The organism is Amycolatopsis sp. NPDC049688 (assembly GCF_040674975.1).
Lineage (GTDB): Bacteria > Actinomycetota > Actinomycetes > Mycobacteriales > Pseudonocardiaceae > Amycolatopsis.
In genome coordinates, this window is the sequence record NZ_JBFANY010000004.1 from 45316 (window position 1) to 58310 (window position 12995).

14 protein-coding genes are annotated in these 12995 nt (G+C 70.7%); 10 read left to right on the top strand and 4 right to left on the bottom strand.

Annotated features, from left to right (window positions below; translation table 11 throughout):
* Positions 1-249: 249 nt before the first annotated feature.
* Positions 250-681 (bottom strand): TIGR03618 family F420-dependent PPOX class oxidoreductase, encoded by a 432-nt coding sequence (locus AB0J55_RS15535; RefSeq protein ID WP_364248258.1) that lies wholly within the window; start codon positions 679-681, stop codon positions 250-252.
* 10 nt (positions 682-691) lie between these two features.
* The gene (locus AB0J55_RS15540; RefSeq protein ID WP_364248260.1) at positions 692-1552 is read right to left on the bottom strand and encodes an N-acetylmuramoyl-L-alanine amidase; all 861 of its coding nucleotides are present in this window, start codon (positions 1550-1552) and stop codon (positions 692-694) included.
* A gap of 78 nt (positions 1553-1630) precedes the next feature.
* Here AB0J55_RS15540 and AB0J55_RS15545 point away from each other — a divergent pair, with 78 nt between their 5' ends.
* From AB0J55_RS15545 to AB0J55_RS15555, 3 genes are read left to right on the top strand one after another with little or no spacing between them, the layout of a single operon-like run.
* The gene (locus tag AB0J55_RS15545) at positions 1631-1990 is read left to right on the top strand and encodes a YbaB/EbfC family nucleoid-associated protein (RefSeq protein ID WP_103343527.1); all 360 of its coding nucleotides are present in this window, start codon (positions 1631-1633) and stop codon (positions 1988-1990) included.
* Positions 1991-1995: 5 nt separating this feature from the next.
* Entirely contained in the window at positions 1996-2592 is a 597-nt protein-coding gene (recR, locus tag AB0J55_RS15550) for a recombination mediator RecR (protein WP_361087634.1), read from the top strand.
* A 55-nt stretch (positions 2593-2647) separates the two neighbouring features.
* Positions 2648-3055, top strand: coding sequence for a hypothetical protein (locus AB0J55_RS15555; RefSeq protein ID WP_364248263.1), 408 nt, complete (start codon positions 2648-2650; stop codon positions 3053-3055).
* On the opposite strand, the gene AB0J55_RS15560 is transcribed toward AB0J55_RS15555, so the two are convergent.
* Both AB0J55_RS15560 and AB0J55_RS15565 read right to left on the bottom strand, forming a co-directional pair.
* Complete coding sequence (locus AB0J55_RS15560; protein ID WP_364248265.1) at positions 3012-3569, bottom strand: glucosaminidase domain-containing protein; 558 nt, start codon at positions 3567-3569, stop codon at positions 3012-3014. The two genes, AB0J55_RS15555 and AB0J55_RS15560, sit on opposite strands and share 44 nt — an antisense overlap.
* 55 nt (positions 3570-3624) lie before the next feature.
* Positions 3625-4722 carry a UDP-N-acetylglucosamine 2-epimerase gene (locus tag AB0J55_RS15565; protein WP_364248267.1) on the bottom strand — a complete coding sequence of 366 codons (1098 nt, stop codon included), beginning with the start codon at positions 4720-4722 and terminating at the stop codon, positions 3625-3627.
* A gap of 84 nt (positions 4723-4806) precedes the next feature.
* Here AB0J55_RS15565 and AB0J55_RS15570 point away from each other — a divergent pair, with 84 nt between their 5' ends.
* The 7 genes from AB0J55_RS15570 (at position 4807) to AB0J55_RS15600 (ending at position 12949) form a co-directional block, all read left to right on the top strand.
* Positions 4807-5838, top strand: a complete 1032-nt coding sequence (locus AB0J55_RS15570) for a glycosyltransferase (RefSeq protein ID WP_364248269.1) — start codon at positions 4807-4809, stop codon at positions 5836-5838.
* An 8-nt stretch (positions 5839-5846) separates the two neighbouring features.
* Entirely contained in the window at positions 5847-7142 is a 1296-nt protein-coding gene (locus AB0J55_RS15575; RefSeq protein WP_364248271.1) for a hypothetical protein, read from the top strand.
* A 61-nt stretch (positions 7143-7203) separates the two neighbouring features.
* Positions 7204-9183, top strand: a complete 1980-nt coding sequence (locus tag AB0J55_RS15580; protein ID WP_364248273.1) for a DUF6541 family protein — start codon at positions 7204-7206, stop codon at positions 9181-9183.
* A 23-nt stretch (positions 9184-9206) separates the two neighbouring features.
* Positions 9207-9953 carry a glycosyltransferase family 2 protein gene (locus tag AB0J55_RS15585; protein ID WP_364249491.1) on the top strand — a complete coding sequence of 249 codons (747 nt, stop codon included), beginning with the start codon at positions 9207-9209 and terminating at the stop codon, positions 9951-9953.
* A 12-nt stretch (positions 9954-9965) separates the two neighbouring features.
* Positions 9966-10400, top strand: coding sequence for a DUF2304 domain-containing protein (locus AB0J55_RS15590; protein ID WP_364248275.1), 435 nt, complete (start codon positions 9966-9968; stop codon positions 10398-10400).
* A 37-nt stretch (positions 10401-10437) separates the two neighbouring features.
* Positions 10438-10941, top strand: coding sequence for a uridine kinase (locus tag AB0J55_RS15595; protein WP_364249493.1), 504 nt, complete (start codon positions 10438-10440; stop codon positions 10939-10941).
* Between the two features lie 328 nt (positions 10942-11269).
* Entirely contained in the window at positions 11270-12949 is a 1680-nt protein-coding gene (locus tag AB0J55_RS15600) for an ABC transporter substrate-binding protein (protein WP_364248277.1), read from the top strand.
* Positions 12950-12995: the final 46 nt, after the last annotated feature.

Consider the following 12995-nt stretch of genomic DNA (forward strand, 5'->3'; position numbering starts at 1 on the left):
CCGCCCCCACCCGCCGCCCCCCCCGGGGGGCGCCAGGCTTCCCCCGCGGTCGTTTTGCCGACCCCAGCGGTGCGGCCCGCGCACCACGCGGGTCGGCTCACCGAGCCGGCCCCGGGCACGCGAGCCGACGTTCCAGGTACGTAAGCCGACCGCTCAGGTACGCAGGCCGACGCTCCAGGTACGCGGGCCGACCGTTCGGGTACGCGAGCCGGCGTTCCGGGTACGGGAGGCGACCGTTCCGGAAGCGGGTCAGGTGGCCCAGGGGCCGTTGCCGGTCACGCGGTCGGCCGTGATGCGGACGATCACCGCCGTCGGGGAGCCCTCGTTGCCCAGCTCGTACTTCTCGGTGCCCAGGTAGCGGCGGGCCTGGCGGTCCATCAGCGCCGTGAACTCGGCGGCGATGTCCGGCCCGGTCACCCGGGCGGTGCCCCGGACCAGCAGGTACTGGGGGAGGCCGCGGGAGTCGCGGCCGTCGTGGTCCTCGATCAGCACCGTCACGCGCGGGTCGTTGCGGATGTTGCGCACCTTGGGGCGGTGGCCCTCCATGCCCATGACGATCTCGTCGCCCTCGCGGCTGGCCCAGACCAGCGACGTCTGCGGCGAGCCGTCCGGGTTGACGGTCGTCAGCACGGCGTTGAACGGCCGCTCGAACAGGCGGTGGCAGCTCTCGGGAAGTTCCATGCTGCCGAGGTTAGCCAGCCAGGTAGGCCTCGATCGCCGCCGCGATGGCGGCCGCGTACTGCCGGCGGCCGTCCGCGCTCGTCATGCGGGCGGCCTCGGCCGCGTTGCGCATGTTGCCGCACTCCACCAGGGCCGCCGGCCGCGTCGAGAGGTTGAGCCCGGCGAGGTCCGCGCGGGCCGACAGCCCCTCGGAGCCGATGTAGTTCGCTGTCGTGAAGCCGCTCGTGCGCAGCGTGTCGCGCAACGTCCGCGCCAGCTGCGTCGAGGGCGCTCCCTGCGCGGCGTTCAGGGCCGGTGACGAGTACGCGACGTGGAAGCCGGTCGCCCCCGCCGCTTCCGAGCCGTCGGCGTGGATGGAGACGACCGCGTCGGCGTCCGCCTCGTTGCCGATCGCCGCACGGCGGTCGACGCAGGGGCCGACACCGGTGTCGTTCTGTCGCGTGTAGACAACACGAATTCCCTTGTCCGCCAACGCTTTCCCGACCAGCTGAGCGACGTCGAAGGTGAACGCGTGCTCGGGGTAGCCCGCGTTGGTCGCGGTGCCGGTCGTGTTGCACGGCTTGGTCTGGCCACGCCCGGCGGGCACCGGCCGGTTGATCTCCGCCGGGTGGGCCGCGTTGCCGCCGTTGTGCCCGGGGTCCAGGACGACGACCTTGCCCGCAGCCGCGGGAGTCGAGGGAGCCGCGGGAGCCGACGACGAAGGCGAGACCGAAGACGGCGGAGGTGAAGACGAGGGCGGCGGCGTCACGGCAGCCGACGTGGGCGGGAGCGTGGTCACGGGGACCGCCGCCGGGACGTCGTCGGAGCAGCCGGTGAGCAGCAGGGTGCCGGCCAGCAGCAGGGGGGCAATCGCGCGTCGCACGGCGACCACGGTGCCACAGCCCGGCCCTTCGCGTGGCGCGACTACCCTGGTGGGGACACAGGCGTGCAGAGAGGACCGAGTGCGATCATGGCCCAACCCGGCGGCGGCTTCGACCTTTCCCAGCTGATGCAGCAGGCGCAGCAGATGCAGCAGAAGCTCGTCGAGGCCCAGGAAGAACTGGCCAACACCGAGGTCACCGGCACGGCAGGGGGCGGGCTGGTCACCGCGACCGTCTCCGGTGACAGCCAGCTGAAGAGCCTGCGGATCGACCCGAAGGTGGTCGACCCGGACGACGTCGAGACGCTGTCCGACCTGATCGTCGCGGCGGTCCGCGACGCGTCGGCGAGCGCGCAGAAGCTCACCGAGCAGAAGCTCGGCCCGCTGGCCGGCGGGCTCGGCGGCGGTGGCGGCATGCCGGACCTCGGCAGCCTCGGCTTCGGCGGCTGACGAACTTGTACGAAGGTGTCGTCCAGGACCTGATCGACGAGCTCGGGCGCCTGCCCGGGGTCGGGCCGAAGAGCGCCCAGCGGATCGCGTTCCACCTGCTGGCCACCGACCCGGCCGACATCGCGCGGCTGCAGGACGTCCTCGGCAAGGTCAAGGAGGGCGTGCAGTTCTGCGAGATCTGCGGCAACGTCTCCGAGCAGCCGACGTGCCGCATCTGCCGCGACGAGCGCCGCGACCTCACGGTGATCTGCGTGGTCGAGGAGCCGAAGGACGTCCTGGCGGTCGAGCGCACCCGCGAGTTCAAGGGCCGCTACCACGTCCTGGGCGGCGCGCTCGACCCGCTGTCGGGCATCGGCCCGGAGCAGCTGCGGATGCGTGAGCTGCTCAAGCGCATCGGCGAGGCGGACATCAAGGAGATCATCATCGCCACCGACCCCAACACGGAGGGCGAGGCGACGGCGACGTACCTGGTCCGCATGCTGCGGGACTTCCCGGGCCTGAGCGTGACGCGGCTGGCGTCGGGCCTGCCGATGGGCGGCGACCTGGAGTTCGCGGACGAGCTCACGCTCGGCCGGGCGCTCTCGGGTCGCCGTGCCCTTTGACGGCCTGCCGGTCGAGCCGGTCCGCACGCTGCTCGGTTTCGAACGGCGGCGGGAAGTGGAGTTCGTCGACATCCGGGACTGCGCCGAGCTGCCCCGGGCCCGGCGTGGTGGCGACCTGCTCGGCGCGATCGAGCTGACCATCGGGCCCGTCACGCTGTTCGGGCCGAACTGGGTGTCGGACATCGAGCTGCTGTGGGGCTTCGTGACCGACCTCGTGGCCGGCTATCGCCGGGACGGGCGCGCCGAGGTCGGCTTTCCCGACCAGCCCGCGCGCATCACACTCGAGCCGGTCCCGCCGGGGCTCATCAGGATCACCGTGGCCGGCGAGCCGTACCGCGAGACCGCGGTCACCGGTGAGGAGAAGTTGCTCTCCGCTCTCGAGGTGGGCGCCGAAGAGTTCTTCGCGAAGCTGCTCGAGCTCACTGGTCGAAGCGGCGCAGGTCGTACCGGTCCATCAGCCTGATCACCTTGTTCGCGTACTCCGGGTCGGTGGCGTACTTCTTCGCCACCGCCCGGATGAACGCGTCCGGGTCCTTGCGCACCGGCAACGCCGCCGCGTAGTTCGGCGAGGTCGTCAACAGGCGCCCGTAGTCGCGGAACGAGTCGTCGATCGACGCGTACGAGCGGAAATACGCGTCCACCGGGTGGCACGGCGCCGGAACGCACTCCGTCGACGGGTACTGCGCGCAGCGCACCGCGAGGGGCCCCGGGCTCGTCGGCGTCACGCACTTGAAGCCGAAGTAGTTGCGCTCCGCCGTGGACAGCTTGCTGCGGCCCCAGTTGGATTCCAGGATCGACTGCGCCACCGTCACCGACGCCGGGATGTCGTACTCCGCGTGGATCGTGCGCGCGATGGGGCTCGCCGCGCCGACGTACGCCTCCTGGAAGCCGGAGTCGAGCGCCGCCTGCCGGACCGAACCCTGGTCGATGGGCGGCGGGATCACCGCCAGCAGCGCCGCCAGTCCGATATGGATCATGGCGGGACTGTGCCCGGCTCACCCCCGGAGAAACCGGGGTCACCCCAAAGAGACCTCAGCAGTAGCCGAGCTGCGCCAGCGTGTCGACGACGATCTCGGACGGGTGGTACTTGTCCATCCACGACTCGCCGCGGCGGTTCTGGTACGTGTCGAGGAAGTTCTGCAGCTTGTCGCCGCGCATCTCGGTCAGCACCACCGTCTCGCCGAGGTGCTGCGGGGTCTCCGTGCGCTCGCGGTGCACCGCGCAGGGGAGGCCGAGGTAGTAGCACTCCGCCGAAAGACCACCCGAATCGGTGACGACGTACTCGGCGCGGGCCACCAGCGGCAGGAACTTCAGGTACCGCATCTTCGGCTGGACGATGAACTGGTCGTCGAAGATGTTGCCGATGCCCAGCGAGCGGATCTTCTCGCGCTCCGGCGCCCCGGCCATGTACAGGATCGGCATCTTGCGGCTCTGCTCGCGCAGGATTTCGAGGGCTTCGCGGTACTTGTCCGGGCGCGAGACCAGCTCGAAGCGGTGCAGCGTGGCGAGGCCGAACTTCTCCGGCAGGTCCGGCACGTCCAGCGGCCCGTTGATGGCCAGCCGCATCGCGTCGATCGCCGTGTTCGCCTCGGTGTCGACGACCACGCCGCGGGCGTGCCGCAGGTTGTTCACCTCGCGGATGCTCGGCGCGAAGTGGATGTCGACGATCTTCGCCGCGATCTTGCGGTTCAGCTCCTCCGGCAGCGGCGACAGGATGCTGCCCGACCGCGCGCCCGCCTCGACGTGCCCGACCCGGGCCTTGAGGATCCGCTTCCCGATCAGCGAGCCGTACGGCGTGGTGAACGTGTCGCCGTGCACCAGCACCAGCGGGGGACGGCCGTCCTCGGTCAGCGCGGCGCGCAGTTCGCGGCGACGGCCCCACGCCGTCCGCAGCACCTGCGCGGCCCAGCCCGGCACCTGCGCCGGCGACTCGAGGTTGTGGGCCTTGTCCTCCGGCACCAGCCAGACGTCCGGCTCGGGCATGTTCAGGTCGGCGAGGACGTCCGCGACCTCGTCGACGTGCTGGGCGGTGAACCAGATCTTCGGCCGCATCCCGCGCTCGCGGATCCCGTGGTAGACCGGCGCGATCTTGATCAGTTCCGCGGTGGTGCCGAGAATGAAGGAAATCACCAGAGAAGCCCATTCCTGGTCGGGAGCGGTGGCGTAAGGATACTGGCCGACCCGCCGCGGGGGCCGCCGGGTAGCCTCGGCCCGGTGAGTGCGAACCCGCTCCTCCCCTCGCTCAGCGTCGTGATCCCGGTCTACAACGAGCAGGACTGGATCGAACGCAGTGTCGGCGCGCTGCTCGCCTCGGCCGCGGCCGCGAGCTGGCCGATCGAGGTGGTGGTGGTCGACGACGGCAGCACCGACGAGACCCCTTCGCGGCTCGACGACCTGCGCGAACGCCACGGCATCACGGTGCTCAGCCAGGCCAACTCGGGCCGGTTCGAGGCCCGGCGGGCGGGCATCGCCAAGGCCGCGGGCGAGCAGATCCTGCTGCTCGACAGCCGCGTGGTCATGGACGTCGGGGCGCTGTCCTTCCTGCGCGACCAGCTCGTGGACCACCCCGAGCGGACGGTCTGGAACGGCCACGTCAACGTCGCCTCCGAACACAACCCGTACGCCGGTTTCATGGCCGGCCTGGTGAAGATCCCGTGGCGCCGGTACTGCGCGAACCCGCGCCTGATGTCCTTCGGCATCGAGGAGTTCGACCTCTTCCCCAAGGGCACCGGGTTCTTTTTCGCGCCCCGAGCCGTGCTCGAAGCGGCCTCCGACGCTTTCGTTTCGCTGTTCGACGACGTCCGCTTCGCCAGCGACGACACCGGCGTCCTGCGCTGGATCGCCGAACGGCACCGCATCCACCTGGCCCCGGAGTTCTCCGCGACCTACAACGGGCGCGACAGCTTCAAGAAGTTCGTCGCCCAGTCGTACTTCCGCGGGACGACCTTCGTGGACTCCTACCTCGGCTCGCCCGGTCCGGCCCGCAACGGCCTGTTCGCCGCGTTCGGCGTCGGCCTGCTCGGCCTCGCCGTCGCGGCCAAGCGGCCGAAGACGGCCGTGGCGATCACCGCCGCCGGGTCCGCGGCGGCCGGCGTGGCCGTGACGCGCTTCGGCGCGACGCCCGCCGAGGCCAAGGCCGTCGCGAAGCTGGCCCCGGTGTTCGGTGCCGGCTTCGGCGCGGGTGCCGTCCGTGGCCTGGTGCTGGCACTGCGTGCCCGCCGGCGGCGGGGCGTGCAGGGCCGATGAGCTCGCCGATGACCGACGAGACCGACGGGCGCAGCCTGGCGAAGGAGACCGGGCGCTCGGCCGGGAAGATCGGCATCTCGCTGCTGGTCGCCATCGCGCTCGGGTACGTGCTGACCGTGGTCGCGACGCGCTGGCTCGGCCCCGTGAACAGCAAGGTCTACCTGTCGTTCTGGGGCATCCTGATGGGCCTCGGCAGCGCGCTGTCGCCGCTCGAGCAGGAGCTGTCCCGCCAGTCCGCGGTGGCCGCGCTCGACGGCGGCAAGGCGGGCAAACCCGCGTTGCGGGCGCTGACCGTCGGCGCGGTGACCGTCGCCGTCGTCGCGGCCCTGACTCTGGCCGTGCCGGTGCTGTCGGACCGGCTCTACGGCGGGAACGCCGCACTCGGCGTCATCGTGCTGTGCGGCGCGGTCGCGTTCGCCTGCCAGTTCGCCGCGCGTGGCCTGCTCGTCGGGCAGCAGCGGATCAAGCCGTACTCGGGACTGGTCGTGGCCGAGGCCGCGGTCCGGGTGGTCGTGCTGCTCGGGATCGCCGCCGCCGGGCTGACCGGCGTGACGTCGTTCGCGATCGCGGCGGCCGCCGGCTCCTTCGCGTGGCTGCTGTTCGTCCGGCCGGTCGGCGGCCTGGTCGACCTGCACGCCGACGGCGAGAGCTGGGGGCCGGTGACCGGCCGGATCCTCGTCCTGATGGCGGGCGCCGCGCTCACCGCGAGCGTCATCACCGGCTACCCGGCGATGGTCAGCCTGCTCGCGCCCGGCGGGTCCGCGCGGGACGTCGGCGTCCTGTTCGCGACGCTCACCGTCTCCCGGGTGCCGTTGCTGCTGCTGTCCCCGCTGCAGGCGCTCGCGGTGCCGACGGTCGTCCGGCTTTCGGGCACCGAAGACGGGCGGCACCGGCTGCGGAAGCTCCTCGCCGCCGGTGCGCTCGGCACGGTCGTGGTCGGCGTGGTCGGCGCCCTGGTCGGCTGGCTGATCGGGCCGTGGCTGGTCACCCTGCTCTACGACAAGGACTTCGTCGCCCAGGGCTGGTGGGTGGCGTGGATGGTGTGGGGCGCGGTCCTGCTCACGGCGCTGCAGCTGATGACGGCCGTGCTCGTGGCCCGCAAAGAGGCGAACAAGGTGCTCGTCACGTGGGCGGTGGTCGCGGTCTCGACCGCGGCGATCCTGCTGCTCGTGCCCGGCGACCCGATCCTCCGGGCCGTCGCCGGCCTGGCCGGGGGGCCGACGCTGGGCCTGGTGGTCGTGCTGGTCTTCGTGTTGCGACGGCCGGGCAACGTGCAGGCCGCTCCGGACGTCCCAGTAGGGTGACCCCGGCCGTACCCCGGACAGGTCGGCGTGAAACGCCGGTGAGGTTGGTTAGCGGAAAACCATGAACGTACTTCTGGTCGTGCTCGCCTTCTGGCTGCCTGGCCTCGTCTTCGGGGCGGCGATCCGGCTCCGCGGCTGGCTGCTCGCCGCGGCCGCGCCGCTGCTGACGTTCGGCGTCGTGAGCCTCGGTGTGCCGGTGCTCGGCGGGCTCGGGATCCGCTGGGACATCCTGGACGTCGCCCTGTGGACACTCCTGCTGTCCGCTGTCGGCTTCGGGCTGGCGTTCCTCGTGCTGCGGTTCACCGCCCGGCGGCACCCCGGCTGGGCCGAACAGGACGCCGCCGCGGCGGCACCCGCCCGGTCGCTGCGCGAACACCTGCTGATGGGGGCCGGCGTCCTGGCCGGCAGCCTGATCGGGATCGTCACGTTCCTGCGCGGCGCGCGCGGCCTCAACCAGGTCCAGCAGGGCTGGGACGCGCCGTTCCACGCCAACCTGGTCCGCTGGATCGCCGAGCACGGCGACGCCCGGCCGTCGACCGTCGGCACGATCGCGAACCTGCCGGGCCAGACGAACTACTTCTACCCGGACACCTACCACGCCCTGCTCGCGCTGGTCTTCGACAAGGCCGGCCTGGCGATGATGCCGACGCTGAACATGGCGGCGCTCACCGTCATCCTGTGCGTGCCGATCGGCGTCGCCGCGATGTGCCACGTGTGGCGGATGCCGCCGCTCGCGGTCGCCGCGGCCGCGGCGGTCTCGGCGTCGTTCACCAACTTCCCGTACGACTCGCTGTGGCGCGGCCCGCTGTGGCCGTACGTCGCCGGGGTCGCGCTGATCCCGGCCGCGCTCGCGCTGGCCCGCCTGCTGCTGGAGCCGCGGGGCCTGGCCGGTCCGGTGGCGATCGGGGTCGCCGTCGCCGGCCTGATCGGGCTGCACACCAGCGTCGCGTTCGTCGTCGTCGTGTACTTCCTGCTGATCCTGTTCGCCGTGCTCTTCAAGTTCGAGCGCATCGACTGGCGCCGGTCCGCGCCCTCGCTGGCCGCGACCGTCGTGCTCGCCGTGGTCTGCGGGCTGCCGCTGGCGCTGCCTTCGCTCTACAACGCCGGTGGCGTGACGAGCGCGTTCTGGGCCTCGGACGCGACGGTCAGCGGCGGCCTCGGCGAGACGATCACGTTCTCGCCGATGGCGGCGTTCCCGCAGTGGTGGATCGGCGTGCCGGCCATCATCGGCATCTTCCTGCTGGCCAAGCACCGGCGCATGGTGTGGATGGTCGCGGCGTACGTCGTGTTCGGCGGCCTGTTCGCGGCCACCGTGTCGCTGGAGACGCCGCTCATCCACACCCTGACCGGCATCTTCTACAACGACCACTGGCGGATCGGCGCGCTGGTCCCGCTGGCCGGCGCGGTCGCGTTCGGCGAGTTCACCGAGACCGCGGCCCGCTGGTTCGCGGGCAAGGCGGGTACCCGGCTGCCGAACGTCCGCCCCGCGACCCTCGTCGCGGTCGGTGTCGTGCTGATCGCCGTCGTCGTCGGCGGCCTGAGCCGGGGCGGCTACATCGGCCGCAACGCCGCCCGCCTGCAGCTCAACTACAGCGGCGGCCCGACGGTCAGCAACGACGAGCGCCAGGCGTTCGGCTGGCTCGCCGCGCACGTGGCGCCGGGCGAGCGGGTGATGAACGGCAAGGCCGACGGCTCGGTGTGGATGTACGCGCTCAACGGCGTCCAGCCGGTCGAATGGACCTTCTACGGCGCCGAACCGAACACCCCGTCCGGGTACCTCAGCGTGTTCCTCAACGACATCAACAAGTACCCCAAGGTGCGCCAGGAACTGACCGACCTCAAGGTCCGGTACGTGTTCGTCGGCTCGGGCCACGTCACGGCGACGACGAAGAACGGCGTCGGCCTCGACCACCTGGAATCCGACCCCGGCTTCAAGCTCGTGTTCCGCAACCCCGGCGCGTCCGTCTACGAGATCGAGGGCCAGCAGGGTGTCGTCACGGCGGGAGCGGCGCCAGGGTCCGCGGCCGGTCACGGGAAGTGAAGGGCTAGAGTGATCGCGTGTCAGTGTCTTCGGTGACGTCCGTGACCAGCCGCCGGGTGCTCATCGTGATGCCCGCGCTGAACGAGTCGGCGAGTGTCGCGTCGGTCATCGAGCAGGTCAAACGCGCCCTGCCGGACGGCGACCTGCTCGTCGTCGACGACGGCTCGGTCGACGACACCGCCAAGCTCGCCCGAGCGGCCGGGGCCGAGGTGGCCCGGCTCGCCGTGAACCTCGGCGTCGGCGGGGCGATGCGCACCGGGTTCCGGTACGCCGCCGCCCGCGGCTACGACGTCGTCGTGCAGGTGGACGCGGACGGCCAGCACGACCCCGACGAGCTCGACGCCCTGCTGCGCGGCCTGGACGACGCGGACATCGTGATCGGCTCCCGGTTCGCCGGCAAGGGTTCCTACAAGGCCAGCGGGCCGCGCAAGTACGCGATGGTCGCGCTCTCGCTCGTGTTCTCGCGGCTGGCGAAGACCAGGCTCACCGACGTCACGTCGGGCTTCAAGGCGATGGGGCCGCGCGCGATCCGGCTCTTCGCCGGCTACTACCCCGCGGAGTACCTCGGTGACACCGTGGAGTCGCTGGTGATGGCCATCCGGGCCAAGCTGACCATCAAGGAGATCCCGGTCGTCATGCGGGAGCGGGTGGCCGGCACGCCCAGCCACTCGCCCGTGAAGTCGGCCGTCTACCTGAGCCGGGCCGGGCTGGCGCTGCTGCTGGCGCTGGTGCGCCGCCGCCCGGCGGTCGACTCGTCCGACTCGGCGTAAGGGGAAGTGGAAATGGCCGGTTGGCGCATCCTCAGCATCGTCGTCGCCTGCATCGTCCTGTTCGTCGTCATCGAGATGATGCGGCGGCGGAAGCTGCGCGAGAAGTACGCGGGCGTGTGGCTGGTCGTCGCGATCGGCGTCGTCGTGCTCGCGGTGGTCCCGCAGGCCGCCGAGTTCCTGGCCCTCCACACCGGCGTGCAGACGCCGTCGAACTTCGTCTTCCTCCTGGCCGGCGTCGTGCTGGCGCTCGTGTCGCTGCACCTGTCCACCGAGGTCGGGCACCTCGAGGAAGAGGTGCGCACCTCGATCGAGGAGATCGCGCTGCTGCGCTGTGAGCTCGAGGACAGCCGCCGCGAGCTGGCGAGCCGGATCGCCGAGCTGGAGGCGAAGACGGCGGCTCCCGACGACGTCAAAGGGCTTCCCGAGGTCGAGCGCGTCAGCAAGTGACACCCTGATCGAAACCCTCCTGGCCGCCCCCGCGCGGCTGGGCGGGGTGCGGGTGCTGGCCGTCGACGGCCCGTCGGGGGCGGGGAAGTCCACGTTCGCCGCCCGGATCGTCGCCGGGCTCCGGGCCCGCGGCTGCCGCACCGCGCTGGTGAGCACCGACGCCTTCGCGACGTGGGACGACCCGGTCGCGTGGTGGCCCCGGCTCGTCGAAGGCGTCCTGCGTCCCCTGGCCGACGGCCGGCCCGGCACCTACCGGCGGATGGACTGGACCACCGGGGTGCCCCGGCCGGGGGAGCTCGTCCGGGTGGCCGTGCCGGACGTGCTCGTGCTGGAGGGCGTTTCCAGCGGCCGCACTTCGGTAAGACCCCTGCTTTCGCACCTCTGCTGGCTCGAGGGCGGCCCGGAGGCCGCGCGGCTGGCCAGGACCGTCGCCAGGGACGGCGAGGCCGCACGGGCCGAACTGGGCCGCTGGCAACGGTTCGAGCGCGGCTGGTTCGCCGTCGACGGGACGGCCGCGGCGGCCGGAACCCGACTTTCGTAGGAGGCCGGCCCGTCACCCTGCGTGCGCGACCCGCTCCGGATCGATCAAGTCGACGAGCGGTTGCAACACGAGCGGACTAATCTTGGTACCGCCATCTGAGTTAGTGATCCGGCACCGCATGCAGCCAGCGCGCACAGATAGTCACATTCTGTCGCGATTTACGGACACATTGCGGTCAAATCGGTGCCCACGTAGCGCGATCGTAACCTCACGTACTTAAGCCTGGGCCGAGTTCCCGCTAGTGTCGCGGGGCACACCGATCGTCCGTCGAGTTCCTGACCGACCGGACGGTGACTTTGAACCCGAAACATCTCCCAAGGGGTGCCAGATGCAGCAATTGCGGCTGACCCGAACACGCCGCGTGGCCCTGATCGGGCTGAGCGGCGCGCTCGCGGTTTCGCTGTCCGCCTGTGCGGAATCCAAGCGTGACGAGGGCGCAGGGGGTGGTTCCGGGGGCACGATGATCTTCGGCGCGGCCGGTAACCCGAAGTTGTTCGACCCGATCTTCAACGACGAGGGCGAGACCTTCCGGATCACCCGGCAGATCTTCGACACGCTGATCCAGAACAAGCCGGGCACGGCCGACCTGGAGCCCTCCCTCGCCGAGAAGTGGGAGCCCAGCAACGACGGCAAGACCTGGACCTTCTCCCTCAAGCAGGGCGTGAAGTTCTCCGACGGCACCCCGTTCGACGCGACCGCGGTCTGCTTCAACTTCGACCGCTGGTACAACATGAAGGGCGCCGCCGCCCAGAGCCAGATGATCTACTACGCCGACGTCTTCGGCGGGTTCGCCAAGAACGAGAGCACCGACTACAGCGACCCGGTCTACAAGAGCTGCGAAGCCAAGGACCCGGCGACCGCGGTGGTCAACCTGAACAAGGCGAAGGGTGCGTTCCCCGCGGCCTTCACCCTGCCGTCGTTCGCGATGCAGAGCCCGACCGCGCTCAAGCAGTACAAGGCGGACGAGGTCACCCAGTCCGGCGACTCGTTCACCTACAGCGAGTACGCGAACAAGCACCCGGTCGGCACCGGCCCGTTCAAGTTCGACGGCTGGGACCAGGGCAAGGGTGAGATCACCCTGTCCAAGAACGACACCAGCCCGACCCAGACGGCCAAGCTCGACAAGCTCATCTTCAAGGTGATCCCGGACGAGAACGCCCGCAAGCAGGCGCTCAAGGCCGGCGACATCCAGGGCTACGACTACCCGGCGCCCGCGGACTACGGCCTGCTGCGCAACGAGGGCGAGCAGGTGCTGGTGCGCCCGCCGTTCAACGTGCTCTACCTGGGCATCAACCAGTCGGGCCCGGCCGGCGAGAAGCTGAAGGACCTCAAGGTCCGCCAGGCGCTGGCCTACGGCATCAACCGCGAGCAGTTCGTGAAGAGCAAGCTGCCCGAGGGTGCCGAGGTCGCCAACGAGTTCGTGCCCAAGACGATCTCCGGCTACACCGACGACGTCACCAAGTACCCGTTCGACCAGCAGAAGGCCAAGCAGCTGCTGCAGGAGGCCGGGGCGACGAACCTGACGCTGAAGTTCTACTACCCGACCGAGGTCACCCGGCCGTACATGCCGAACCCGGCGGACGTCTTCACCTCGATCTCGGAGGACCTGAAGGCCATCGGCATCAAGATCGAGCCGGTCGCCAAGCCGTGGAACGGTGGCTACAAGGACGACGTCCAGAAGTTCGGCAAGCAGGACCTCCACCTGCTCGGCTGGACCGGTGACTACAACGACGCCGGGAACTTCGTCGGCACCTTCTTCGGTCGCACGAAGAAGGAGTTCGGCTTCGACAACCCGCAGCTGTTCCAGGCGCTGGCCGCCGCGGACGCTTCGCCCGCCGGCGACGCGCACGCCAAGGCGTACCAGGAAGTCAACAAGCAGATCATGGACTTCCTGCCGGCCATCCCGATCTCCTACGGCCCGCCCGCCATCGTGGTCGGCCCGAAGGTCAAGGGTCTGGTCGCCAGCCCGCTGACCGACGAGCGGTTCAACACCGTGACCGTGAACTGACGGTTCAACGCCGCGAGGCATGGGGTGGGCGCTACCGCGCCCACCC